The following is a 23,404-nucleotide window of genomic DNA, read 5'->3' on the forward strand; positions in this document are numbered from 1 at the left end:
AAATCTTTCCGTATAGGATTTATTCGGAGGGTAGCGTTATGCCTTTGGTGCACATGAAAGATCTTCTGAACCATGCCTATGCGCACGGATACGCGGTAGGTGCTTTCGACGTCGTGAATCTGGAGTTCGTGGAGGGCGTCATGGCCGCTGCCGAGCGGTCTCGCGCACCCGTCATCCTCTCTCTAGCTGAGTCGCAACTGGAACACTATGACTTCGAACTGCTGATGTCAGGGGTAGAGGCAGCGGCACGCCGTAGCTCGGTACCCGTGGCCCTTCATCTTGACCGTGGGGCAAACCTGGAAGCGGCGGTGCGGGCCATCCGCCTGGGCTGCAACGGCGTGATGGTGGATGCCTCCCAGTCGACCTTCTCCGATAACCTGGCGCATACGAAGACCGTAGTCGAGATGGCCCATGCCTGCGGTGTGCCTGTCGAAGGGGATTTGGGTTACATCCCTGACGCAACGGATATGAACGCCCAAGGGCGTTCTGCCACGTTACCCTACACCACTGTGGCCGAGGCGAAAGGCTTTGTCGAGCGCACGGGAATAGACTTCCTCGTGGTGTCCATTCGGGCGGAACAGAGCTGTCCAAAGGGTAAAGCCAAGCTGGATATTCAGCGCCTTCGCAGCATCAACCAGGCACTTGGTATTCCGCTGGCAATCCACTGCAGGACCCGGCTCGACGATGACCAATTTCGGCGACTCATTGTCCATGGCGTGGCCAAGATCAACTACGTTACCGCGCTGGCCGAAGCCGCGAACGCGGCGATCCGCGCCCGGGCAAGATCGGCGCCGGGTGCTGGCTACCTGGATTTGGTTCAGGGCGTTGGTGCGGCGATCAGTGCCGAGGCTGAGCGCTGTATGCGCGTGTGGGGTGCTGCCGGGCGGGCCGCTGAGGTGTTGGCATGCTGTCGACCGTGGGCACCCGTGGAACACCTGGTCATCCATAATGTTATTGGCATTTCTGAACAGGAAGTAACCGCGATGATGATCGAGGGGCAGCAGACGCTGAGCACCATTCCGGGAGTGCGGTCAGTGATTACGGGTAAGGCGATGAGAGAACGCGCTCAATACCGCTACTGCTGGCAGGTGCGTTTTGCGGCACCGGAAGTGATTGATTCCTACCACGGGCACCCAGACTATGTAGCCTTCACCAACCGGCGTTTCCGACCCGTGGCCGACAGAGAAATCAGCATCGACTACGCCATGGAAAGCTTATGAAAAACATTCAATACGCCATTGAGTCGGATATGGCAGGCCTCGCCGGGCTCTTTGTTACCGGCACTGACACGGGCGTCGGCAAAACCTGGGTGGCGGCGGCACTGACCCGTCTCCTGGTGCAGCGGGGCCTATTGGTGCGCCCGCGCAAACCGGTGGAATCCGGGTGTGCCTCGGGCGAGGATGGCCTGCTGCCCCAGGACGCTGTCGCGCTCTGGGAGGCTGCGGGCAGTACCGAATCGCTGCAACAGGTTTGTGCTTATCCACTGCGGGCGGCGCTCTCACCGGAGCGGGCTGCTGTCCTGGAGGGTCGGACGCTGAATCTGGATCAACTGGTGACCGCTTGCCGGTCAGGCATTGGCGCAGACAACTTCTTGCTGGTGGAAGGGGCTGGCGGCCTGCTCTCCCCGCTGGCGGCGGGAACCACCAACGCCGACTTGGCCGCCGCACTGCGGCTGCCGGTGCTGGTAGTAGCCGCCGATCGCCTCGGCGTCATCAACCACACCCTGCTCACTGTGGAGGTATTACAGCACCGAGCATTACCACTGGTTGGCGTGGTGCTCAATCAAGCGGGGCCGATGACCGATCCGCTCATGGATAACGACGCAGACTTGGCGCACTGGCTGGACTGTCCGGTGGAGCGGGTGCTGCATCGGCCGGGGCACCAGGCACCCGCGTGGACGGGCATTGGTCCGTTTCTTCACGGCTTGGCCAACCGGCTCGCGGCCGCCCATGCCACGCCAAAAGCGATCCCTACCGCAAACTGCGCGGCGCAGGAATGAACCAGAGGGCCATTCTGTGCGATGTGAACAGGGCTCTGGCTGAAGACAAAGAGATACACCCGCTCGCCTACAACCCAAATTTAGCCTTTATTGGCCGGAACACTGTCTGGCTGAGACTCCACCGGCAGCGGTGGGAGTGGTCCTCTCATGACCAGCGTTCGCCGCTGCCAGCCGCGGCGGGGAGCAACTAAACCATGCCTTCGAGTAAGAAATTGCTCGCCGCCATGCAGCGGGCTGCGGAGATCCTGCGCAGCGGCGGCCTCGTCGTCTTCCCCACTGAGACGGTCTACGGCCTCGGGGCCGATGCGAAAAACCCCGCCGCCGTGGCCCGCATTTTCGCGGCGAAGGGTAGACCGGCTGATCACCCGCTGATCGTGCATATGGCACGGCGCGATCACCTTAGCCAATGGTCCAGGGATATCCCGCCAGCGGCCTTTCGCCTCGCGCAGCGTTATTGGCCAGGTCCACTTACCGTGATCCTGCGCCGCGCCTGCCATGTGCCCGATGGGGTCACCGGTGGTCAGGATACGGTAGGACTGCGGGTTCCCGATCATCCCCTCGCCCTGGCGCTGCTCGAGGCTTTTGGCGGCGGCATCGCCGCTCCTTCGGCCAACCGTTTTGGCCAGGTAAGCCCCACCACCGCAGCACACGTGCGCGAGGAGCTGGGCGATGCCGTGGATCTCCTTCTGAATGGCGGACCTTGTCGGGTCGGCATTGAGTCCACCATTCTCGACCTGAGCGGGCAGCAGCCCCGGCTGCTGCGTCCAGGCGCGATTACGATTGCCGAGCTCGAAGCTGTCCTGGAGCAGCCCGTCGCATCACCGGGAAACAATGCGCCACGGGCGCCGGGGATGCTGCGCTCCCATTATGCCCCGAACACGCCCCTCTACTTAGTGCCGGCTGTGAATCTGGAAGCGGAAATATGCCGACGCCTTAGGCAGAGACAGCGCGTTGCAGTGCTGGCGATGCCCGCCACACTTCTGCCAGAATCCTGCCCCCGGCACCCTATGCCGACCCACCCAACCGGGTGGGCCCGCGAACTCTATGCACAGTTACGTGCGCTGGATAAGCAAGAGCTCGACGCCATACTGATTGAGAAACCGCCCACCGGAGCGGACTGGCAGGCGGTAAGCGATCGATTGGGACGCGCCGCTTCAGCGCATCGTGTCCCTTGAGAAGATGCATCCGCAGTATCGGACGCCGTCAGGCAAAGGAGGCGCATGCAACACTGCATTCCATAGAAAATGGCAGTTGAAAACATGTTGCCTCCCTTGGAATGAGCAGCGCGCCACCAACTTATCGGTATAATAACCATTCTGCTTGCGCGCGTCGCGCCAACGTCTCCACTTTATGGTAAAGAATCCCTCCAGAATCTTCGCCGTTATCCTTTTCGCTTCGCTGAAATTACCTCATAGACGACCATTCGGCTTTGCCCATATCAATCTGTCACAGCTCCCTTACTTGCCGAGGATACCAATTTGGCATATTTCGCCAAAACGCCGCGAGTGTGGCGCGGCGCGGGTGCTTGCCAGGCGGTGCGTCGGCGTCCGATTTCTTCATCAGACACATTGAGTTGCAGCAAACGCTGTTCGGCGTCTATGGTCACCGAGTCTCCCTCAATGACTAGGGCGATCGTGCCCCCCACTGCGGCTTCCGGCGCGACATGACCGACCACCATGCCGTATGTGGCGCCGGAAAAGCGGCCGTCAGTAATAAGGCCAACCGAATCGCCCAATCCTTCGCCGATGATCGCCGAGGTGGGGGATAACATTTCGCGCATACCGGGTCCGCCCTTGGGTCCTTCGTAGCGGATGACCACGACATCGCCGGACTTGATTTTCTGCGCCAGGATCGCTTCCATGCAAGACTCCTCGGATTCAAAAACGCGTGCCGGGCCAGTGATCTTGTGCGCCATAAAGCCGGTGGTTTTCGCCACAGCGCCTTCCGGCGCGAGATTGCCCTTCAGGATGGCGAGGTGCCCTTGGGCATAAATGGGATTGTTCCACGGACGTATCACCTCCTGATCCGTGCGCGGTTCTGTCGGTACCGTCTGTAAAACTTCCGCAACAGTCTGACCGGTGATGGTCAGCGCATCACCGTGCAACTCGCCATGGGCGAGCAATATTTTCATCACCTGGGGAATGCCGCCCGCCTGATGCAGATCGGTGGCGACGTAACGGCCCGATGGTTTTAGGTCGCAAAGTACGGGCACATGCCCGCGCATGGCCTCGAAATCATCAATCGTGAGTGGTACCTGTGCCGCATGCGCAATGGCCAGCAGATGCAATACCGCGTTGGTGGAGCCGCCCACTGCCATGGCCACCGCAATGGCGTTTTCAAATGCCTGACGCGTCAATATCTGGCGCGGCAGGATTTGTTTTTTGATTGCCGTTACCAATACCTCCGCGGACTGCGCCGCACTCTCCGCCTTTTCCGCATCCTCCGCCGCCATGGTGGAGGAGTACGGCAAGCTCATGCCCATGGCTTCGAAGATGGAAGACATGGTGTTGGCGGTATACATGCCGCCGCAGGAGCCCGCGCCAGGGCAGGCGCGGCGCTCAATCTCCAGCAGTTCTTTTTCGTCAATGTCACGGACGGTGTACTGCCCCACTGCTTCAAAGGCGCTCATGATGGTCAGATCACGATCTTTATAGTGGCCCGGTTTGATGGTACCACCGTAAACGAAAATCGCCGGAATGTTCATGCGGGCGATAGCGATCATTGCGCCCGGCATGTTCTTGTCGCAGCCGCCGAGGGCGAGCACACCGTCCATGCTCTGGCCTTGGCACACCGTTTCAATGGAATCGGCGATCACTTCGCGCGACACCAGCGAATATTTCATGCCTCCAGTGCCCATCGAAATGCCGTCGGAAATGGTGATGGTGCCAAACGTTTGCGGCATCGCACCAGCCGCATTGAGCGCGGCTTCCGCCCGCGCAGCAAGTGCACCGATGCCGATATTGCAGGGCGTGATCGTGCTGTGCGCGTTCGCCACGCCGACGATAGGCTTGTCGAAATCCCCATCGCCAAACCCCACCGCGCGCAGCAGGGCCCGGTTGGGTGAGCGCTGCACGCCCTGGGTGACAGTCTTGCTTCTGCGGTTGTCAGACATTCGTACTCTCCTAATCATGTAGTCCACAGCGAAACGCAGCGGAAAGTTCTGGTTAAATGCGGGCCACTACCAGGAATGGCGTAACTGGAATCTTGCGGGCTGACAAGGTGCTTGCTCATATTGCCACTTGCCACGTTATCATTTCTCCAGCGCGCAACGGCACGACTGTGTCCTGCCCGAAACACAACTCCTCAGGCACCGTCCAGCTCCGCTGCTCCAGGGTGAGGGCGTCCCTGTTGCGCGGCAACCGGTAGAAATCCGGTCCGTGGAAGCTCGCAAAAGCCTCCAGTCGGTCAAGCGCATCGGCTCGCCCAAATATCTCTGCGTAGAGCTCAATCGCCGCATGTGCGGTATAAATGCCAGCGCAGCCGCAGGCGGACTCCTTGGCTTGACGCGGATGCGGCGCACTGTCGGTGCCGAGAAAAAACTTCGGGTTGCCGCTCGTGGCTGCGGCGACAAGCGCTGCGCGGTGCGTCTCGCGCTTCAGGAGCGGCAGGCAGTAATGATGTGGCCGTAACCCGCCCTCGAATAGCGCGTTGCGGTTGAGCAGCAGATGGTGCGCGGTAATCGTCGCGGCGATGGTGTTGGGCGCCTGTTGGACGAACTCGACCGCCGCGTGTGTGGTGATATGCTCCAGCACCATGCGCAGGCCGGGAAAATCGCATGTCAACGGCATGAGATGCCGGTCAATGAATACCGCCTCACGGTCAAACACGTCGATGGACGGATCAGTCACTTCACCATGCAGCAACAGCGGCAGATCCTGTTTTTCCATCGTCGCGAGCACTGAATAGACGCGCTTCAAATTGGTTACACCACTCTCCGAATGCGTGGTCGCGCCGGCCGGATAATACTTGACTGCCTGCACAAAACCACTGTGTTTTGCCTTCTCAATTTCTGCTGCCGACATATTGTCTGTGAGATAAAGCGTCATGAGCGGCTCGAAGTGCATATCTGCTGGGAGTGCCGCGAGGATGCGGTCGCGGTAGGCCTGCGCCAAATCGACCGTCGTGATCGGGGGGTGGAGATTGGGCATGACAATGGCGCGCGCAAAGCGCCTCGCCGTGTCGGGGAGCGCCGAGGCCATCACCGCTCCGTCACGAAGATGCAGATGCCAATCGTCGGGGCGTACGAGGGTCAGTTGGTTCACCGTTGGTGCCGATGGCCCACCTAGGTCAGCGTGGCAGTATATCGAAGGGTCATTGACTCTATATGTCATTGTTTCTCATTCTGAACTTTCCAATCATCGCTCATCTTCCTGTCATGCAAAATCAACGTGTAACCATTCGCTTCAGATTTTCAACATGTCCATTGATTCTCTTACCCCCTGAAAGTCGAATGCGTACATCATTGAGCCTTATTTTCTCAATGGTGCAACCATTCGCCCTGTAAGGACAAACTGCCCGTATCCGGGTCGCAAAAAATTGGGCCGGCAATCCGAAGCGGATACAGACGATTCAGTTGGTTGATCTCTGCATGCACTTGTTCCATTGGCGTACCACGCGCGAAGACCGGTGAATAAGCGCCAACGGTTCCGGTGTCTCCCTGCGTAAGCGCAATCAGCGCATCAAGCAGTAGGTTATGGGAAAGCGCCATCCCCTCATTGGTCTCCAGGCATACCGCCTCGATCGAGGCGACCGACCAGATACCCCACAAGGCAAAAATTTCCCGCATCGTTAAAAGAAGGGTCTGAGTGGCTGACAATGGCCGTACCCACCCTTGAGGAAGGCTGGTGACTGTGTGTTCATCCATCCAGGCGCCCAAGAAACGTTCATTGGCAAAGGAATCGCTTTGGCGACTGCGACAAAACGCGAGAAACTCCTCGACCTGTCGGCAGGCGCTGGCAAGGTCGTCCGTTCTCCGCACGAAAAGAAACAGACGTGCTACTGGAACATCCCGTACTTCCTCGGTAATGGTTGTCATGATGGGATACTCCTCAATTCAGGCTGCCGTCACATGGCTGTCATGTGCCGTTTCCGATTCACGGATTGCACCAGTCGCAGTGCCCCGCCGGAGTGGCCTTCTCCAGTCGTTCCCGCGCGACCTGGTGGCCACATCTGGCACAACGGTGGATGTCCGCCCTGGCTTCCCTGGTCGGGGCGCCGCAATCCTCGCAAGGCAGTCCGGAGACGCGCTCCACGATCTGGAAGCCGGGTGTGTTGCAGATCGGGCATGGGGTGCAAAGCTTGCGTGTGAGATCCTGTGTGGCCGAAGCAATGATATCCATGCGCATGGGGTTCATATGGGCACGCACGTCGGTTTCCAGGAAAGCGCAGCCGTTGTCCGCTTCATCACAAGCCCATAAAAAGGCCTCACGTAGTGATTCCCAGTCGGCAATTCCTTTGCGGACGCGGAGGTCGTCCTCGTGGCGCGGACGCACTATGATCCCGTGTTCGGGGAAACCTGCCGCACGGGCGAATACCTCGGCCTGTTCCCAGTTAGCGGTGAGCAGATGAGAAAAGTTGGTCTTACCTGAGGCCATACCGACCACTTCGATCTCCAGCGTATCGTCGATCCAGGCGAGCATCTCTACGTTTAAGGGAAACATCCCGGTAAATGGGTCCGGCCCAAAGCTGCCCTCGCTAGCGAGCCCCAGGGGCAAATGCGCTAGCTCCATACCGATGCGCGCCTTTTTCCGCGCCGCCTCGATCTGGGTGCCAGCACGGGGGATGTCGCGGGTAAAGGTACCCAGTTGGTCCGTGTCAAAGCCCGTCACCAGTGTAACTTCGCAACCGATGGCGGCGGCCAGTAAAGGAGCAACGACTTTCTCCTTGCCGTGCTGGGTAAGTAGGGCCACGCTTGAGCCCTTGTAGATAGCATTTTCTAAACGCGAATATTTTGCATGCTCTACCTCACGCATCGGTTGTTCCTCTACGAAAATCGAATATTCCACAACAACAGATGAGGATGGTGATGAACATCATGACCATTATGGCAGTAGCCCTCATTACGACATCCCCCATGATTAAACAGACCCGTGGGCGTTGGTCTGATGATACTCGTTGCCATTTTTTTCCGTGTTGCGCAGGTAAATGCCACCATCCTCGTCGTCAATTTGAAACAGGAACAGCCACCGATTTTCGACCAGTTCGCGCACAAGCTCGTGTTTGGCAGTAATGCGAACAATCTCGAATTTCGGCGCTTCGATAAACACATTCAACCGTAGGGGTTCATGCACCCACCGTTCACCTTTGTGAAGCGACTGCAAAGGAAGTCCAACACGGAGATCGCATCCATTTCCTTCCAACACACCTATAGAACCCCCACGACGTTATGGAGTATTTTATTACCGCTACCGAATTTTGATTGTCCACAACGGAGCCGTAATTACTGCATGTTGATCCAGTTGGCGACTACCATCGGTGCCGTCATGATGAGCTCCAAAACGCCAAAACCTTCATCCTTGCGCCACTCGTAGTCATGCAGAAACGCCCTTCCGGAAAGGTCGATACCGGCGGTTCTCGGGTAGTAACAATGATGAAATTGATGAAATTCAGATTTGATGGCATGACATCCTCCCAAAAAAGCACAGGCCACGGGGGTTGCCATGGCACCCCCCGACTTCATTTAGTCAATCCTCCACATCCCAGTGGGTTCCAACGTGGCCGGCACGGAGCCATGCCAAGTAACGGCGCGCTTCATATATGCTGAGATGAGACGGTTCTTGATTGCGGTGATAACGTACACAGACATAATGCCCTGCCGCCCGGGCGTGGGCGCCATTGAATTCGTCATGGGACGGCGCCTCCGTTGACGAAATGGCATCAATGTCCTGTGCAAGTTCAAAAGCCGAAAGCCTCAAGTCTTCTGTGGGTCTTACCATCTGCCTGAAAAGCGACATGAAACCTCCCATTGCTCCATTCAAGACCGGATCGTCCGGAACATTCATTGCGTTTGTCACGGGACCTCATGGCTCGCACCCGATATCACATGGGAAAAATACTCTTCATCGGATCCGTCAGCGTGCATAGAGGACGTTGACTGGAGTGCAGTATGGGGGAGGCGCATGATTACTAAAAGTTAAATATATTTACTGTTATATTTAACAAAGATTAAATGTAATTGGGTGTGCCGGTTGTAGCGACTGATCCACAGGTGGCGATGAAGTCGCTGCAATCGTGAGGATAGCGCCCTCATCCCAACCGTAACGACCCCTTGCGGTAAAACACCCAGGCCGTCATCAGCACCTCCACCGTACCAATCCGCCCGTCACTACTGCAATCTACGTGATAGCAACGGGCTAGAGCGTCGGCCTATAACCCATTTATATAAGTAAAACATCATGGTTAGAAATCTTAACTTATTATTTATTGATATACAGGTTACTGTTCACTTCGCAAGGCTGTAGCAAGCGGTCACCGGGTTACATTTCAGACTTCACGCAGGAGTTGCGTATGATTGCGAACATTGCATCCTCTCTTCTTATGTTGGTTGCACCATGGCCGTTGCTGTTGGTGGGTTTTCTTGTTGGATTCCGCGCGGACCATCATGCGCGCTGGGTCAAGTCGCTGAGCAACGGCGCCAATTGGTTTGCGCTGCTTTGTAGCATTGCTGCCACAGCAATGTATGTGGCGATAATACAGCATTCACAGACCTATCTGTCGATCCATCTACCATGGGAATTAGGCTCATTTGCCATCCGAATATTGGTTAATCCATTGACTCTCGTCATGTTCGTGTTGGTCTCCTTCATGGGAATGATTGTCTCTCGATACTCCGCTTCGTATATGGTAGGGGACGCCCATGAGGGACGGTTCCACCGGTGGCTGAGTCTGACCGTTGGCGCATTTCTAGTGCTGATTGTGACAGATAATATCTGGGGATTCTGGATTTCATTTATCGCCGCCAGCCTGTTTTTACATCAGTTATTGATATTCTATCGCGAACGTCCGCTCGCTGTGATTGCCGCACGCAAAAAATATTTGTTTTCGCGTATCGCCGACGTGAGCCTTTTCACTGCTTTTCTGCTGATAGCACGGACCACCGGAAGGGCAGAGTTTTCAGGAATCGCACAGTGGATGCACGCGTGGCACGGAAGTCTTCCTGCCAGCTTGCAGATCGCAACAGGCCTGATTGTGCTCTGTGCTATTTTAAAGAGCGGGATATTTCCCCTGCATGGTTGGCTTATTCAGGTTATGGAGGCCCCCACGCAGGTTTCGGCACTATTACATGCGGGACTCATTTATACCGGCGCATTCCTGCTCTTGCGTGTCAGCCCCATGATTACCCACGTAAGCTGGGCCTGGACCGTACTCATTCTCGCGGGTCTTTTATCTGTAACAGTGGCATCTCTCATGATGATGACGGAAACCAATATCAAAGAATCGCTGGCATATTCCACTTCTGCGCAACTGGGTTTTATGCTGATGGAATGTGGTTTGGGTTTGTACAGTATCGCCGTACTCCATATTGTCGCTCACTCCGTCTATAAGGCGCATGCGTTCCTTTCTTCCGGAAGTGTGGTAGACAATTTCCGTGGACCGATGATCCAGAAGCTCAATACAAAGCAAACGCTCGGACGAGCGGAATTGGCAATTCTTATATCAGGGCTAGTCACCTTTGGAGTTGCCATGGCATTTGGCATCGATTTGCAAAAGCAACCCACTTTGCTGACGATCGGCGCCATCGTCGCCATTGCGATGGGCCAGCTCCTGCTGCAAGCCCTCAATAGGTCTGGAGTCGGAGCCGGCACCTTGCTTTCCCGAGTGGCTCTGTTAAGCATCATTGTTTGTTCAGCCTATTTTGGGCTGCATGATCTGTCCACCTACTTGCTGGGAACCAGCATTCCCAGTGATACCGTGCAGGCTGATCATATTCCAATCTGGTTACTGGCGCTTATCGTCGTGGCTTTTCTTTCCTTGTTGCACATTCAGCAACTTTTGCCCCGGTTGCAGAAGTCACCTTTTTGGCAGGCCGTGTATGTGAACCTATACAATGGACTGTATGTTGATCTTGTTTTTAGTCAGATGGCCTTTCTTCACGCATCGAAGATAGGAAAAACACTGGATGCGGCAAATCCACAAGTTCAGTTCCCGGAGGAGTAGACATGAAAGCACCAGCGACATCAAACCCATATCAGGACATCAAAGCGAACATTGAAGGCGCATGCCAGAGAATTGCTCCCCTCTGGCCGCTCAAGCACTTTGTTGCGGTAAATCCATACTTTGGCTTGCGCGATCAACCGTTCTGGCAAGCGGATCAGATGCTTCGTAAGATCACCGGCGAGGGACTGACTATGCCGCGGCCCTATTATGAAGAACAGATCGCCAACGGACGGATCACCCAAGAGGATTTAGACGAAGCACTGAAGGAGATGCACAGTATTTGGGGTGTGACCCAGCTCAAGCAGGCGATGAAACAACGATCGGCAAGCCGAAATGTGCCCTTTCCAGTCTTCGCGGATGCCATGTTTGCCGATGATCGTCGGGATTGGCCGGGCTTCGTTGTGGAAAGGATTAGCCAATATTGCGCGGCGTACTTTGACGAGGGGCAGGCCACATGGAGCATGCCGTGGCGCGATGGCCCGATGTATCAGGGTTGGTTAAAGTTCATGCATTTCGACAAGAGCCCGCGAATGATCGGTTTGCGCGGGATTGGAGAAGCGGCCGCTGCACTCCCGGCAGCCGCAGAAACGGCTATTGCCTGGGCGCTGAAGGAACTCTCCGTCCCGTTTGATCTGACCGATGATTATCTTTTTGCAGCACTCCTGAGTATCGGAGGCTGGGCGGGTTGGGCTAGATATTTGCGTTGGCAGGCCGAATTGAAGGGTGAGACCAATCAATCCTTGCGTGATCTCCTCGCCATCCGCGTGTGTTGGGATGCCATTCTTCACACCACCTGTGTCGATACCGCCGTACGGAAGCAATGGCGCCTGATGTTGCGCACCCAACAAAATAGGGCGATAGAAAAACCGTCGGAGCACGTTGATGCCATTTTGCAGACCGCGCTGGAGATCGGTTATCAGCGTTCATTAATCAAATCACTAAATGCATCGAAGTCAAGCAATGCCGTCACTGAGCGACCCGTGGCGCAGGCTGCGTTTTGCATAGACGTGCGCTCCGAAATCATCCGTCGGGCGCTGGAAACAGTGGCGCCAGGCATTCAAACCTTGGGATTCGCGGGTTTCTTTGGCGTACTCATGGAATACATTCCATTCGGTGCGAATACGCCTAAAGGGCATCTCCCTGTCATTTTCAATCCGCCTTATCGGGTATGCGAGGACCTGAGCCATGCGAGCGCGGATGAAACGCAACGGCATGTCGCAAAAAGGCAATTACGTCTACGGGTAGTCGCCGCCTGGAAGAGTTTCAAAACATCAGCCGTGTCGACTTTCACCTTTGTGGAAGCCACTGGATTGATATACGCCCCGAAGCTTTTCGGTGACAGCATGGGTTGGACCCGCACCGTACCCCATCCGGACGAAAGGGGCCTTAATAGTGTGACGAAACAAAAACTTCGCCCACGCCTGATCGCTAACGGTAAATCCAGTACAAAAAGTACCGGAATACCAGAAACTGAGCGGGCGGGGGTCGGGGAGTTCATCCTTAAAAACATGGGGCTGATGCAGACGTTCGCACGCCTGATCTTATTGGCGGGCCATGGCAGTACTACGGTCAACAATCCGCAGGGGACTGGACTCGATTGCGGCGCTTGCGCCGGGCAGACGGGAGAAGCCAGTGCCAGGATTGCGGTAAGCTTGTTAAACGATCCGGCGACCCGCCGGGGTCTTGAGGAGAAAGGGCTTAAAATTCCGGAAGACACCTATTTCATCGCCGGATTGCATGACACCACAACAGATGAAGTGATGCTCTTCGATACGGAAGATCTGCCGGCAACACACGCCAAAGATCTGGCGCAACTTCGCCAATGGCTGGCCGATGCGGGTGAACTTACGCGGATGGAGCGCGCCACCCTGCTGGGTACGGCCTCTCAAGCGCCTGAGGTGGTCACGCGCGACATGCGGCGACGCACTCGGGACTGGGCTGAGGTCAGACCCGAATGGGCACTAGCGGGCAACGCCGCCTTTATTGCGGCACCCCGCCAGAGGACAAGGGGGGTTGATTTGGAGGGCAGGGCTTTTTTGCATGATTATGACTGGCAAAAAGATACGGGCTTCTCCACATTGGAATTGATTATGAGCGCACCCATGGTGGTGGCAAACTGGATCAATATGCAATACTACGGATCTATGGTAGACACTTTGCGTTTCGGTAGTGGCAATAAAGTGCTACATAATGTCGTTGGGGGATCTATCGGTGTTCTTGAGGGGAATGGAGGGGACTTGCGTGTCGGTTTTGCCTTGCAGTCTCTGCACGACGGTAATCGTTGGATCCATGAGCCGGTCCGTCTCAACGTGTTGATTGAGGCCCCGCAGGCGGAGATGGAGAGTGTCATTTCTCGGCACGCTCTTGTCCGAGAACTGGTGGATAATGGTTGGCTTTACCTTTTCCAAATCGATGACGATGGCAGTGTTTACCGTCGCATATGCGACAAGCAATGGCAACGGATGACGTGAAATAATTCCTGCCGCATTGCGCACCAAGACTCGCCCGAGATGGCCATTGGGGGAAATATGGAAGCTGTCTATAAGAACACCGACCAACACCGGCGGGAAAGGAAAGCAACAATGGAGGTTTCTTTATGAGTACACACGAAGATTCTTCTCTGCCCAGACGGATTTTTCAGCAACGTGCGTTGCTTACCGGGTTACTGTACGACCCATTGCGACACTTGGCGGATGCATGCAGTCATGTGTGGGGTGACCGTCTGAAAATGGAGGAGACATTGAACGAGGCCTTCTCCACCGTGCCGCACTGTAAATATCTATATGCGTTGGATACCAGTGGAGTGCAGATAACCTCCAACATCAGCCGTGAAGGTCTGCTCGGTGAGCACTTTGGCCGGGATCGAGCAGATCGGCCTTACATCAGAGAAACCTTGTTGGCCGCCGAGTATTCTGACAAAAATCGCGAGGCGCAGTATCAGCAATGGCCCTACATCCGAGAAGGAGTTCAAGCCGTCGATTTTCTGTTGTGCGAAGCCTATATCAGTCTGCGTGCGCTACGGCCGTCGTTGACCGCTGTCCAATTTGTGCGTGACAGCGACGGCATACTTCTCGGTTTCATTGGTGCCGATTTTGCTTTGAGGGACTTACCTCAGCCAGGCGAAATATACGAAGAGCCCCGGTATTCCCGGCGGTTCGAAGGAGACCCGCTCATTTCAGATACGGTCGTTACGAAGATGCGTTCGGAAAGCAAAATGGATCGGCATCTGGATACCGTGCTTAGTGTGGTGGAAGAATTGATACTCGTACATGGCGTGTATCATGTAATTCTGCATTTCTCCAGCAGCCAGGCCATACTTTGGGTGATGGATGATCCGTATCGGTATCGTCTGCTGACCATGGAAGAACTAATTGACCCGAATATTTGCTTGGCGTATCCCAAGCGCTCATATCCGGATGAAGCTGTGGTACCCCACCAAGAGGTTCGGGCTATATTGAGTAATTTACGAACGTTGAGACTTATGAAAGGAATGTTTTATTTACGCTCCGGATCTGTCAATATCTTTAACGGAATAGTAGGGTTGACATTTTCCTCCGATTGCTCTCATTATATTCCGTGTGACGAGTTCCTCAAAAGGGATCATTCTTTATGGAATAATGGCTGACTGCCAAAGACGGTCATCAAGCAACAACACAGCATGAATATTAATGCAAAACCACTACTGAAAGGGGAGCGTTTTGATGCATCATGAGAGAGTTTGCTAACAGTCGGAGGTGTATCACGGAGTAAGTATGTGCTTGCCTTATTGTACTGAAGATGAGCATAGGTCTTTCCGTGTTATGCACGCTAATTCAGACTCTTTGATCACACTGTATTTGGTAAAAACGGTCGTATTCTCCTCTACTCAAGGAAGAATTTCTCAGCGAGCAATTATCTTGTCCTGTCGGCTGATGATGCCAGATAAACGTAGAGCGCAACCATAACATTCCACCAATCAATCCTCAGATGAGTCCGGCGAATGTAACATCCCATGGCCTTCCGTTACCGGGATGCTAATGGGAAACACATGAATTCAGGTATTAAGCCTGGTAAATTTCTGATCCAAGCTTGATGGATTGTCTTTTGATATCATCAAATTTTGTTGCAAGATCTGTGATGATCTCATCATTAGATGTGATAGTCACTTTCCCCAATGAATCCTCCCTGTGCGATATTATCCCTGTTGTCTGCTCTACTGATATGGCAAAGCTAGCGTACGGCAACATCTTATCTAAATCACCTCTAAAAGCATAGGAGACATCGATATTGTTTTCTTTCTGTTCTGCCATGATTTCTTTTATTTCAGATAACTCATCTTTTGTGTTTAAAATAAATATACGTTCAATGTGGATCCCTCTTTTTGCTTGCCTGTAATTTAACTTGGCATGTTCAGTCATGTCCCTGCCTGATTTCCAATAAAATCTTTTGGTAAGATTGCTTACAACTTTAAATGACTGCCCCGGCTCTAATGCCGCCAGCAAGATCATAGAAGACGAATAAATATCATGAAAAACGAAGTCCCCACCCTTTTCAGCCTGGTATAATACATGATGTATTTTCTCGAAATCTGCAAGAGCTATTCTGGTAGAAATACCCGTGTGACTCCTTTTTAGTTTATTATAAAGCTTTATGGTTTCATTAACAGCGATCTGGTCTTTAAGAGAAAGCTCCAAGGACGGAAAAGCATTTTTTAACCTTTTTTCTAGATTGTCGATGGCTATTATTACTTCTGCAAAAAATGTCGCCAATGCAAAAGCCAAAATAATCACCAGCTTTGTAGAAGTGCTTAAGTGAAAGTGCGCGCTCAACCAGAATGTCAGCACGATAAAAACAATGCCGAATAATCCGATAAATATTCGTAGAAACATGGCCCTTGACATCTTATATCGCCCCCAATTTTGATGAATAATGGACTATACATCTTCACTATTAATACCGCGCCATCATTATAACGTGGCAGCATCATGTTCAAAGAACATATCAACAACAACGGCAACGGATGATTGAATCGCATTGTGAAAAATCCACACAATTAAAGCAAACGCATTTTTTGCTATCCTTTTGTCATGAACAGACTCCGTACGCTTCTCTTTTCAAGTTCAGCACCGCTAGGCGTGTCCTAGGACAATTTCTTCTTCGTACACATCGGTTGAATGTGCTACCGTTTTCGACAGGTTGCTTTTGCAGCGGTTTGCGCTATCCACGAACGCTCATTGCATTTGCCACGAAACCTCAGTGCTCGCCCATCTTTACGCTAAAGGGAGAAATTCTCTCCACAGGGTTTATCGGGAACTCTCGGCGTGCCGATAACTGGAAAGCAGTATGGGGGAGACTTCCATTTAATAAAAGTTAAATATATTTATTATTATAGTTAACCAAAATTAATGAACATGAAGGCGTTCGTCTGTGGGCATTCCCAGATGGGCGGTATTCAATCCAGCAGGATCGACGCGTCACGCGCATAGGCGTTCTCGCGCATTTTTCATGCCCTAGGAGGGGCTTTAGATAACGGCATCAGTAACCCTGCTTTATCTGGCGGAGGCCTTGGCCAGTTCCAGTCATGCCTGTGTGCAGGCCATGGCGAACAAAACGGGGCATTCCGGCCGCCAAGGTGGTGGAAACAGTCCGTATCACCCACTATGGAGCAACCTTGGAGACCTCATTGCATCTCGAAAGTCGGCGACCTATGCCGCAACGCCAAAAGGATTATGACTCAGCTGTCCATTTGCCTTCGACAGCAGCTGCGAGAGATTCCGTCTGGAATGCCTTGCTATTACGTTTAGCCAGATCTGTCAATCGCTCCTTTGTCCAAAGCAGGATATTGAACTCTCTTACGCTCCAGCAACGTGCAGGGGATCAAGGCGTTCAATGCGGGTACGATAAATTTGCTGTTGCATTAGTATGCTCCTGCTATTCACTTATTTTTACGAGGATAATGATGTCTAGGATGAGTCTGAACTTACCTGCACCGCAATATAACGCATAATAGATAGGAGGAATCGTGCTACGGAACAAATCCACAGATAACTTAATGACAAGGGCCTGATACAAAAAACTGAATGACGGCTATCAGTCTGTACCGGCCCTTCAGCAGAAAATCTCTACAGGAAGTCTTTGACAGGGGTTGAAAAAGCCCGTTGATGATCAGGAATTGTAACTTCGCCATCATGTCACCCAATTCTCGACGACCAGTCCTGCACCGACATAGAGATCGAAATCGGCCGTGTTGTTGGTCACCAGCGTAACTCCCAGCGATAAAGCATGCGCGGCAATCATGCGGTCAAAGCTGCTCTTTCTGGCTGGGAACTGCCGGGAGAGCTTTCCGAAGAGGTCCGCTGCATCCACGTCAAAATCCTTGACGATCAGCCTGCTCAAGAGCGTGGCCATTTCAAGCTGGCTGTTATGCACGTCCAGGCCGCAGCACAATTCAGCCCAGGTGACCGAACTGATCCCAATTTCACCGGGCTTGCAGGCCGCGAACCGCCGGATGACTGATGCGGGCTGCTCCTTCATGAGGTAGATGCAAATATTGGTGTCCAGCAAGTAGCGCAGTATCACCAAGATCTTTCCGTCTCGACAAACTCTGGGCGCTCGCCGGTGTGCAGCGGGCGCAACGCAGCGAACAGCGCCGGAAGCGATTCGAGCGAATCTTCTTCAGGCTCCACGATGAGCCTGTTTCCCTCTCGAATCACGACCAATTTGGTCTGCTTCGGGAATGCCATACTCACAGGGATGCGGACGGCAGGTGAATTACCTGCCATGAATTGGCTGGTATGAAAGACTTTGCGCATGACTATCTCCAGAGGTAATAACGTGACGTTATCACGCCGATGGGGCCGACGCAATGGCATGCCACGTTTTCTCAAAAACCTAAGTTCTCTATATCAAAGCTGGGTGGACTTATCGTCTAGTGGCTTGTTCTTATTTACCTACTCTCGCACTATTTTGGCTTGCGCTGGCGTAACCCAGAGGTTGATCTGGACCAGCCCAGCGTCTGCCTTTTTTTCGGAGTGGCGCTGAAGCTTGCCGGAAGGTGGCTTTACGTTTGTCGTCGTTCATGGGGGTGTCCTAAATGGGGCGACGGTCCTCATATGGTGCATATTGATTGCTCAACGTGCAAGATCGCCCCGCAGGCGGCTCAGCCAGGCACCCTGGCCAGCGGCGATTTAACGCAAGCGCGGTACGCGCCACACTCCGATTTACCCGCAAAAACCACCGCCTTGCAGACGGCTCGTTACGGTGTAACATCTTTGGTGGGATCCTTTATCTTCGTTTCCGCATCAGCTAACGATGTATGATCGCTGAGAAATCCATAGGGACCAAAAATCTCCCAATGAATCCGCCCATCCTTTTCAATGACCTCTTGGATTTGATAAGGATCGGCTGTCTGTACAATCTTGCGCCGTGTCATATTCCTTTCTCCGGCACCGCGTTATCCCGCCTTGCGCAAGTGCATATCCACATGAATGTCGGCGAACGGACAACGCACCCCGCCGTTGGCCGTGCGTTCTATCAGTCCGAGTTCGGCGAGTACCCGCACGTCATCGTGTACGCGACGCACATCCCGGCCTACCCGCCGGGCCAGCTCCCGGATGGACACTTCCCCCGCACTCATGATCTGACGCATCAGAGACCATCGTAGCGCGGTCAGTCGGCCCAGGAACACATCCGGCGATTCAAAGTTCAGGGTTTCCCCCTGGTAGGTTTCCGCCTGCGCGGCTTTACCTGCAGCGCGTAGGGCTGCTTTCCAGTCCGGTTGTACGGTAATGGTCAGTGTTCGCATTTCCATTGTTCCACCTCCGCGATGAAATCCTCAATCAACTGGTCCACACTGGTGAACGTATATTCATTTTCCTCGCCGGTGACGTGACGATGGTCGCCCTTGCCGCGCTCGTTGTCATAGCCGATGACCCTTGTGCCGTTGACCACGTAGACCAGCCGGTACTTGAAGCAGTGCCCACATGGCGGCACAGGCTTCGGTACGCGCCACACCACCATCTCCATGAGATCACCATTCGGCGCAACATCTTTGAAGCTGGTGATCAGGGTGGCTTTCATGGAGCTATCATGTAATTCCATGGCAATGATGTCAATAATGACAACACTCATGATCATGTTTCTGGGCCGTTGCGGTACGTGTGGAATGCACGGCAGATAGCCATCGTCAGCCTTGTCAGAGTGCGGCAGACCGGGCTGGATTTTGCTGCCGCGACCTGATCCATTGGTCACGCCTAGGGTGAAACGACACCCCTCGTTTGACCGCTTTATCGCCGCCGTTTAGCCACTTACAAGGATGGCCTTGCTCGCGGCGGCAGGTGGGTAAAGTACAAGAAAAAATATACTGTACCCACCTATGCAGTATAGCTTTTTTGTACTGCATAGGTGGGTACAGCCTAACTGCGGAGGCGCGTTATTTGGAAAAGACAATCAGAACGCCAAATCGAAATCGTCATCAACGCTTCCCCCTCTGTCTCGATTCAGCCAGTCCAGAAGCGCTTGCGGGTCCATCCCTTCCTGAAGCTGTTTCATCAGCCCTTCTGCCAGTGGCCGCCAGGACGGGTAGAATGCGAGGTGAAGATTCTCCGTACATTGTTTGCCCGTCTGGCGCAGGGCGAACTCCAACAAATCGAGTGTCTTCTCCCTGGCCATAGGGAAAGAGGGGCGCAAGAGGGACATCCAGCGATCGTTGTCAAAAAATACTTCGTTCATCGGGGTGTCCAGTACTTCTTCGGTGCCATAACCCAGAGCATCCCGAACGGATAGCGCGCTTTTCAGGCCCGGGGTGATGGTCAGACTCACCAGGATTTCTCCCGCTTCCAGGATATAGGACGGTGTTGGCCCGCCTATTGTCGCCGCATGAATCCGCAAATCCTTCCGCTGCTCCGCACTCAATAATGTGCCAAAGACCCGTTTCAGAGGTTCCAGGCTCCCCTGGTCGTGCCATAGATGCAGCATGTCACGACGCAACTCCCCCTCCTTGACACCCAGGTAATACAAAATCTTGGCCTGTCGCTCCGCAGAGATGACCTGCGGTTTTTCACGCAACCAGACCGATAAATTGGGTATGCGAATCTCCGTTTCCTGCGAAATGCGGCCCATCGTCTCGCCGCGCAGGGCAATCAAATCCCTGGCGAGTTCCACAACGGCGAATTCTTCAGGGCTAAGGCGGTCTGCCATACGTCCTCCCAGTCTGACTATAAAATACTGTAACACGCGCCGCACGAGAAACCCACGGTTTTTGACATATCCGCCTGCTTGAGGTTACTATAATTTACAGTAGATGTGAATAAGGAGGATGCCATGTCATTTGTGTCTCGCCCAGATCCGGCGAATGAGGATCCAGTCGACAACCAGGAGACGTTTCAGGAACGTCGGTCTGAAAAATCGGTAGCCGCCCGGTCCGCAGAGGTGTTGCCAACAGCAGATGACCCCGGCATTTTTGAGGACCTGCCGGACCCCTTTGCGTTGGATGCAGACTGGTTGAAAGAGGACACCCAGCCGAGACCGCCGCAAATCCAGTTTCTGGATAAATTCCGCTTGGCGGTGTTTGAAAAAAACCGGAATGAAAAAGACAAGGCGTCGCAGGCGAAATCCATACTGGCGCAAATAGAAGCCGCCGGTGGGGATAAACGCTGCCTGGGGCTTCTGCCGACGGCATGGGAAAGCAGGCTGGAAGCGTGCAGGGCGCGGTTCCCGAACTTTGCCGTTCTGCTCGACTTTTTGGGCGACCATTTCGCGCTGTCGGCGCGCGGGGATAGCCGGGTATTTTGGCCCCCCATCCTGCTGACCGGTGCACCGGGCGTCGGCAAGACGGCCGTAGCGCGCTGGCTCGCTGACCAGCTCGGTTTGCCTTTCCGGGTCTTTGATATGGCTTCGGCGCAAAGCAGCTCCGCCCTGGCGGGGTCCGATGTCTTCTGGTCGAACTCGCAGCCCGGTCATCTGTTCGACCTGCTCACCAGCGAGCGGTGGGCGAATCCGGTCATCGTGCTGGATGAACTGGACAAGGTAAACGGCGACGTGCGCTTCAATCCCATAGCATCCCTCTACACGTTGCTGGAGCGGGAAAGTGCGCGAGTCTTCAAGGATTTGTCTGTTCCGGAGTTTGCTATCGACGCCAGCCATGTGAACTGGATCGCCACCGCCAATGACGAAAGCCAGATTCCCGCGCCGATTCTGTCGCGAATGACCGTGCTGCACATTGATCCGCCAACGTCCGGCCAGATGCGGGGAATCGCCCAAACGGTTTATGAGGGACTGCTCAAGGAAGCGAGTTGGGGGTGGTCCTTCGATGAACCGTTGGATGATGCGGTGCTGGACACCTTGGTGGGCTATTCGCCGCGCGCGTTGAAACGGGTGCTGCTGCAGGCTTTGGGCGCTGCGGCAAAAGCCGGGCGAGCGGGGATCGTCGCTGAGGATGTGCCGACAGAAGCCGCTCCGTGTAAAAAATGGGCTATGGGTTTCTTGGATCGTAATATATAGACGCGCGGTAATGCGCAGGTTTTTGAAAAGCGCATTATCGCCATTCAGGATAGACAACATGCAGATCAGATTGATTTCCGACATTCACGTGGATGTGAATCCACCCGCTACCGTCCGTCTGGCGTCATTGCCGACGGACCGGGACAGCATTCTCGTGCTGGCGGGAGACTTCGGCACGCTCAAAAAGCTGGCGGACTGGCTCAAGATGGTGGCCGACCCTTTTCCACAGATTGTGGCGGTGTTGGGAAACCACGACTATTGGGGTTTATCCGTCGAACGGGCACCGGAAAAGTGGCGGGAGGGCCTGGCCAAACATCTACCGGAGGATCTGATGGCGCGGTGTACTCTGCTGGAAAGACAAGGCGTGGATATAGGCAATATCCGCTTTTTCGGAACCACCCTGTGGTCCGATTTTGATGGCGGCGACCCCTATGCCATGCGGGCGGCGCAGGAGTCCATGCAGGACCATAAGCGGATACGGTGCCATGGCGGTGCCCGGCGCTTTTTGCCGCGGGATACCCTGGAGGTGCATCTGGCCAGCAAAGTCTGGCTGGAGGCATCCATTGCACAGCCCTGGGCCGGACACAAGGTCGTGATCACCCACCATGCACCGGCATGGGAGTCCATCTACAAATCCTTCCGGCAGGATGATCTGTCCGGTGCCTACGCCAGCCGATTGGAAAAGACCGTGGCGCGCACCGGTGATCAGGGGGTGCGGCTGTGGATGCACGGCCATACCCATCATGCGGTGGATTACCGTATCGGTGCGGTGCGCATATTGTCCAACGCCTTCGGATACCCGAGGGAAGGTACTGGCGTGCAGTTGGATCAGGTGGTTGAACTGGAGGAGAAGATTTCATGAACCCGCGTGTCATAGCCCATCCGGCCAATCTTCAGGGCCGGGATTTCATCGTCGGTGATCTGCACGGTCACCCCGATGTCCTGCGCAGGCTCATGGATCATGTGGGCTTCGACTACGATACGGATCGCCTGTTCAGCGTGGGTGACCTGGTGGATCGCGGCCCGAACAGTGCCGGGGCGCTGGATCTGCTGGATGCGCCCTGGTTTTATCCGGTGCTGGGCAACCACGACGCCATGCTGCTGGCCACGTTGAATCTGGGTCATTTGCGGGAGATGCGGCGAGAGGAAGCCCAACGGACCGCGGCCTACGCCGATCTCTTTGCCCGCAATGGCGGATGGGACTGGTTCCGTCCTTATCGGATGGATGAAGAACCGTGTGAACGGTGGCGGTCAGCGCTGTCTCAGGTGCCTTTGGTACGCATCGTCGACGCTGAGAATACGGCTCCCGCCGGGCGGTTTCAGGTACTGCACGCGGAACTGGCGGCAGAACGCGAGGATGGCGTGGCGGTGTTCTGGAATGATGCCGATCTGGACGATGCAGAGCATCCCCGCTGGCAGGAGGCGCACCCTATTATCGGCTATGACGCGGTGGGTACTTGGGAGGAGCATATCCTTTGGGGGCGGGAGATACGCCATGCCCTGACACACGACGTGCCCATCCTCCCGGCCGCGTTGTCCCGCACCTATGTGGGGCACACCATCACGCCGCCCCGGGAAGGCCGCTTGTTGCAGGTCGCCGGACATGTGTTTCTGGATACGGGTGCCGCCCATCTGGATCAGGCCGAACGATACCGCGATCAGGGCTTGACCCTGTTTTGCCATCAGGAAGAACGGGGGTGGATGGCCACCGCAACCGACATGGAGAGCGTAACGCTGGGAAATACGCCCGCGTTCTAAATGGATACAGGA

Annotated in this window: 23 protein-coding genes; 9 read left to right on the top strand and 14 right to left on the bottom strand. The window is 54.7% G+C overall.

The window, feature by feature from the left end:
• The first annotated feature begins 38 nt into the window (after positions 1 to 38).
• From F6A13_RS03280 to F6A13_RS03290, 3 genes are all read left to right on the top strand, one after another.
• A complete protein-coding gene (locus F6A13_RS03280) occupies positions 39 to 1,220 on the top strand; it encodes a class II fructose-bisphosphate aldolase (protein ID WP_151528037.1) in 1,182 nt (393 codons plus the stop codon).
• Complete coding sequence (bioD, locus tag F6A13_RS03285) at positions 1,217 to 1,999, top strand: dethiobiotin synthase (protein WP_192796477.1); 783 nt, start codon at positions 1,217 to 1,219, stop codon at positions 1,997 to 1,999. The genes F6A13_RS03280 and bioD overlap by 4 nt, the downstream gene beginning before the upstream one ends.
• Positions 2,000 to 2,193: 194 nt before the next feature.
• On the top strand, positions 2,194 to 3,174 hold the full coding sequence (locus F6A13_RS03290) for an L-threonylcarbamoyladenylate synthase (protein ID WP_151528038.1): 981 nt from the start codon (positions 2,194 to 2,196) through the stop codon (positions 3,172 to 3,174).
• A gap of 263 nt (positions 3,175 to 3,437) precedes the next feature.
• Here F6A13_RS03290 and ilvD read toward each other — a convergent pair whose 3' ends face one another.
• The 7 genes from ilvD to F6A13_RS03320 form a co-directional block, all read right to left on the bottom strand.
• Positions 3,438 to 5,111 (bottom strand): dihydroxy-acid dehydratase, encoded by a 1,674-nt coding sequence (gene ilvD, locus F6A13_RS03295; RefSeq protein WP_151528039.1) that lies wholly within the window; start codon positions 5,109 to 5,111, stop codon positions 3,438 to 3,440.
• A gap of 115 nt (positions 5,112 to 5,226) precedes the next feature.
• Positions 5,227 to 6,261: a dihydroorotase gene (gene pyrC, locus F6A13_RS03300; RefSeq protein ID WP_151528040.1), complete on the bottom strand. Its 1,035-nt coding sequence runs from the start codon at positions 6,259 to 6,261 to the stop codon at positions 5,227 to 5,229.
• Positions 6,262 to 6,476: 215 nt separating this feature from the next.
• Positions 6,477 to 7,034, bottom strand: coding sequence for a hypothetical protein (locus tag F6A13_RS03305; RefSeq protein WP_225981932.1), 558 nt, complete (start codon positions 7,032 to 7,034; stop codon positions 6,477 to 6,479).
• A gap of 58 nt (positions 7,035 to 7,092) precedes the next feature.
• The gene (locus F6A13_RS03310) at positions 7,093 to 7,908 is read right to left on the bottom strand and encodes a DUF6671 family protein (RefSeq protein WP_225981933.1); all 816 of its coding nucleotides are present in this window, start codon (positions 7,906 to 7,908) and stop codon (positions 7,093 to 7,095) included.
• A gap of 168 nt (positions 7,909 to 8,076) precedes the next feature.
• A complete protein-coding gene (locus tag F6A13_RS15740; protein ID WP_264158134.1) occupies positions 8,077 to 8,361 on the bottom strand; it encodes a DUF2309 domain-containing protein in 285 nt (94 codons plus the stop codon).
• A gap of 77 nt (positions 8,362 to 8,438) precedes the next feature.
• Positions 8,439 to 8,660 (bottom strand): DUF2309 domain-containing protein, encoded by a 222-nt coding sequence (locus F6A13_RS15745; RefSeq protein WP_264158135.1) that lies wholly within the window; start codon positions 8,658 to 8,660, stop codon positions 8,439 to 8,441.
• A gap of 22 nt (positions 8,661 to 8,682) precedes the next feature.
• Positions 8,683 to 9,012, bottom strand: coding sequence for a hypothetical protein (locus F6A13_RS03320; protein WP_225981934.1), 330 nt, complete (start codon positions 9,010 to 9,012; stop codon positions 8,683 to 8,685).
• Positions 9,013 to 9,505: 493 nt separating this feature from the next.
• Between F6A13_RS03320 and F6A13_RS03325 the strand changes: the two genes are divergently transcribed.
• The 3 genes from F6A13_RS03325 to F6A13_RS03335 all read left to right on the top strand — a co-directional run bounded on the left by F6A13_RS03325 (position 9,506) and on the right by F6A13_RS03335 (position 14,780).
• Complete coding sequence (locus tag F6A13_RS03325) at positions 9,506 to 11,155, top strand: proton-conducting transporter membrane subunit (RefSeq protein WP_151528043.1); 1,650 nt, start codon at positions 9,506 to 9,508, stop codon at positions 11,153 to 11,155.
• Between the two features lie 2 nt (positions 11,156 to 11,157).
• Entirely contained in the window at positions 11,158 to 13,626 is a 2,469-nt protein-coding gene (locus F6A13_RS03330) for a YbcC family protein (RefSeq protein ID WP_151528044.1), read from the top strand.
• A gap of 125 nt (positions 13,627 to 13,751) precedes the next feature.
• Positions 13,752 to 14,780, top strand: coding sequence for a hypothetical protein (locus tag F6A13_RS03335; RefSeq protein WP_151528045.1), 1,029 nt, complete (start codon positions 13,752 to 13,754; stop codon positions 14,778 to 14,780).
• Between the two features lie 415 nt (positions 14,781 to 15,195).
• Here F6A13_RS03335 and F6A13_RS03340 read toward each other — a convergent pair whose 3' ends face one another.
• The 7 genes from F6A13_RS03340 to F6A13_RS03365 all read right to left on the bottom strand — a co-directional run bounded on the left by F6A13_RS03340 (position 15,196) and on the right by F6A13_RS03365 (position 20,332).
• Positions 15,196 to 16,023 carry a hypothetical protein gene (locus F6A13_RS03340; RefSeq protein WP_225981935.1) on the bottom strand — a complete coding sequence of 276 codons (828 nt, stop codon included), beginning with the start codon at positions 16,021 to 16,023 and terminating at the stop codon, positions 15,196 to 15,198.
• A gap of 1,297 nt (positions 16,024 to 17,320) precedes the next feature.
• Positions 17,321 to 17,713 carry a type II toxin-antitoxin system VapC family toxin gene (locus tag F6A13_RS03345; protein WP_225981936.1) on the bottom strand — a complete coding sequence of 131 codons (393 nt, stop codon included), beginning with the start codon at positions 17,711 to 17,713 and terminating at the stop codon, positions 17,321 to 17,323.
• A complete protein-coding gene (locus F6A13_RS03350; protein ID WP_151528047.1) occupies positions 17,710 to 17,946 on the bottom strand; it encodes an antitoxin in 237 nt (78 codons plus the stop codon). The genes F6A13_RS03345 and F6A13_RS03350 overlap by 4 nt, the downstream gene beginning before the upstream one ends.
• Before the next feature lie 443 nt (positions 17,947 to 18,389).
• On the bottom strand, positions 18,390 to 18,566 hold the full coding sequence (locus tag F6A13_RS15300) for a hypothetical protein (protein ID WP_192796478.1): 177 nt from the start codon (positions 18,564 to 18,566) through the stop codon (positions 18,390 to 18,392).
• Between the two features lie 21 nt (positions 18,567 to 18,587).
• Positions 18,588 to 18,944: a hypothetical protein gene (locus F6A13_RS03355; protein WP_151528048.1), complete on the bottom strand. Its 357-nt coding sequence runs from the start codon at positions 18,942 to 18,944 to the stop codon at positions 18,588 to 18,590.
• The gene (locus F6A13_RS03360) at positions 18,926 to 19,264 is read right to left on the bottom strand and encodes a DUF6516 family protein (RefSeq protein WP_225981937.1); all 339 of its coding nucleotides are present in this window, start codon (positions 19,262 to 19,264) and stop codon (positions 18,926 to 18,928) included. Before F6A13_RS03360 ends, F6A13_RS03355 begins: the two co-directional genes overlap by 19 nt.
• Before the next feature lie 318 nt (positions 19,265 to 19,582).
• Positions 19,583 to 20,332, bottom strand: coding sequence for a hypothetical protein (locus tag F6A13_RS03365; RefSeq protein WP_151528049.1), 750 nt, complete (start codon positions 20,330 to 20,332; stop codon positions 19,583 to 19,585).
• A 123-nt stretch (positions 20,333 to 20,455) separates the two neighbouring features.
• Between F6A13_RS03365 and F6A13_RS03370 the strand changes: the two genes are divergently transcribed.
• Genes F6A13_RS03370 through F6A13_RS03380 form a run of 3 tightly spaced genes read left to right on the top strand, consistent with a single transcriptional unit; the run spans position 20,456 to position 23,392 of the window.
• Positions 20,456 to 21,634, top strand: a complete 1,179-nt coding sequence (locus tag F6A13_RS03370; RefSeq protein ID WP_151528050.1) for an AAA family ATPase — start codon at positions 20,456 to 20,458, stop codon at positions 21,632 to 21,634.
• Positions 21,635 to 21,692: 58 nt separating this feature from the next.
• Positions 21,693 to 22,496: a metallophosphoesterase family protein gene (locus tag F6A13_RS03375; RefSeq protein WP_225981938.1), complete on the top strand. Its 804-nt coding sequence runs from the start codon at positions 21,693 to 21,695 to the stop codon at positions 22,494 to 22,496.
• Positions 22,493 to 23,392 carry a metallophosphoesterase gene (locus tag F6A13_RS03380; protein WP_151528051.1) on the top strand — a complete coding sequence of 300 codons (900 nt, stop codon included), beginning with the start codon at positions 22,493 to 22,495 and terminating at the stop codon, positions 23,390 to 23,392. Before F6A13_RS03375 ends, F6A13_RS03380 begins: the two co-directional genes overlap by 4 nt.
• Positions 23,393 to 23,404 lie beyond the last annotated feature (12 nt).

The sequence above is a fragment of the Acidithiobacillus sp. 'AMD consortium' genome, from assembly GCF_008926505.1.
In the GTDB taxonomy this organism is placed as follows: Bacteria; Pseudomonadota; Gammaproteobacteria; order Acidithiobacillales; family Acidithiobacillaceae; genus Acidithiobacillus; species Acidithiobacillus ferridurans.